This is a genomic window from Aestuariivita boseongensis (assembly GCF_001262635.1).
Taxonomy (GTDB): Bacteria; Pseudomonadota; Alphaproteobacteria; order Rhodobacterales; family Rhodobacteraceae; genus Aestuariivita; species Aestuariivita boseongensis.
On the sequence record NZ_JXYH01000109.1, the window covers coordinates 1 to 1,984 of the forward strand.

Annotated in this window: 1 protein-coding gene; it reads left to right on the forward strand. The window is 65.0% G+C overall.

Annotated elements, in window-relative coordinates; genetic code table 11:
- The first annotated feature begins 276 nt into the window (after positions 1-276).
- Positions 277-1,953 carry an amidohydrolase family protein gene (locus TR61_RS19330; RefSeq protein WP_050932192.1) on the forward strand — a complete coding sequence of 559 codons (1,677 nt, stop codon included), beginning with the start codon at positions 277-279 and terminating at the stop codon, positions 1,951-1,953.
- Positions 1,954-1,984 lie beyond the last annotated feature (31 nt).

The window sequence follows — 1,984 nt, forward strand, 5'->3', positions numbered from 1 at the left end:
CTCAACTACGTGCGATTCAACCACCGGATCTTCATTCGGGGCGACGGGGCGGTCGACGACTTCGACCTCTCCGGTACTGTCTTCCAATAACCGGGGCGACAAGAGCCACGGCTTCGGTGGAGGGTCGATCCTGCACAGTGCAGATCGAAGCCTCCACCGAACCCGCTGCATCGACACCATGAGGCGTCCAATGCAGCAACCAAACCTAAAGAACCTGACTGCGGAGCGTGGCGTCGCCGTCAGCATCGCACAACCGAAATGGAGAGGAGAAACAACATGAGCGAGAACGAGATCTCCCGCAGGGAGTTCAACCTTGGTGTTGCTGCGGGTGCGGCCGCCATTGGGTCCGCCGGTAGAGCCTTGGCGCAGACGAGGGAGCCATTCGACCTCGTGATCCTTGGCGGGCGGGTGATGGACCCCGAGACCGGGTTTGACCAGGTCGCAAATGTCGGCGTGCGCGCGGGTCGGATCGCCGCTATCACAGCCGAACCGCTCGAGGGCGGCCGCCAGATCGACGCCAGCGGCCATGTCGTCGCGCCCGGCTTCATCGACACGCATTTTCACTGGCCCCGGCCCATGGGCAACAAGCTCGCACTGCTCGACGGGCGAACGACGGTCATGGACCTCGAGATTGGGACGCTCGGGACGCTGGTGGATGACTGGTACGCACAGCGCCGCGGGACCAACCAGATCAACTACGGCTGCGCCAGCTGCCACGAATTCGCGCGTACCTTGGTGCTCGATGGCATCACGACGATCGATGCGCCTGAGGCCATGAACCATCGCGGCTCGGACAAGTCTGGCTGGTCCCATACCCGCCCGGACCTCGAGAAGGGCAACGAGATCCTGCGCGTGCTCGATACGGGCCTCGCCGCGGGCGCGGTCGGCATCGGCTCGACGCTCGGCTACATGCGCGACGGCGCATCGGCACGCGAGGTCTTCGAGATCCAGCGCATCGCTGCGGCTTATGGAAGACCCTGCGCCTTCCACTTCCGCTACACGCCCGGCACGGACACGAGCGAAGCGAACGGTATCCAAGAGATGCTTGCGAACGCCGCCGCGCTCGGCGCGCCCGCCATCGCCTGCCACTTTAACAACCCCGGTTACAACCTTGTGCACGAGCTGCTGGTGCGGATGCGCGCGCAAGGCCACAACATGTGGGGCGAGCTCTACCCCTACGCGGCGGGCTCGACGGCGCTGAACGCCGTCTTCCTCGAACCGGAGATCTGGGTAGATCAGCTCGGCTACAAGTACGAGGAGACCATCCAGGATGCGCTGACCGGGGAATGGTACACGCAGGAGAGCCGCGCGGAGATGATGGCGCGCGAGCCGGCGCGGTTGGTGCTGGCCTACAAGATGCCTGAGAGCGCCATCCTCGACTGGCTGCGCCTGCCTGACGTGGCGATCGCGTCAGACGGGATGCCGATCCTCGACGGCAGCATCACATGGGATACGCCCTTCGAGGATCTGCCCAACACCCACCCACGCGGGGCCGGCACCTGCGCGCGGACGTTGCGCATGGGGCGCGAGAACGGCATCCCCCTCATGCAGAGCGTCGCCCAGCTCAGCTGGAACTCGGCGCGCCCGCTCGCTCTTACGGGGCTGAGGGCGATGCAGGAGCGCGGGCGGATGCAGGAGGGCATGATCGCCGACATCACGATTTTCGACCCAGAGACAGTGACCGACAACGCCACCTACGCACAGGGCAATCTGCCGTCCTCCGGCATTCCCTTCGTCATCGTCAACGGCGTGGTGGTGGTCGATAGCGGCGAGGTGCTGCGCGGCGTGAACCCAGGCCAGCCGATCCGCAACGAGCCGCAGGAAAGCTTGTTCGAGCCACTGGACGTCGATGCATGGACACAGGCCTTCTACGCTGTTCCGCAGGATTTCGGTGGCGGCGTGCCGAACTCGCAACCGGCCTACGACCCGCGCGTGATCCTGTGCTGCGAGTGACGCTGCATAGGGCGAATTGCTCGAAGATCCG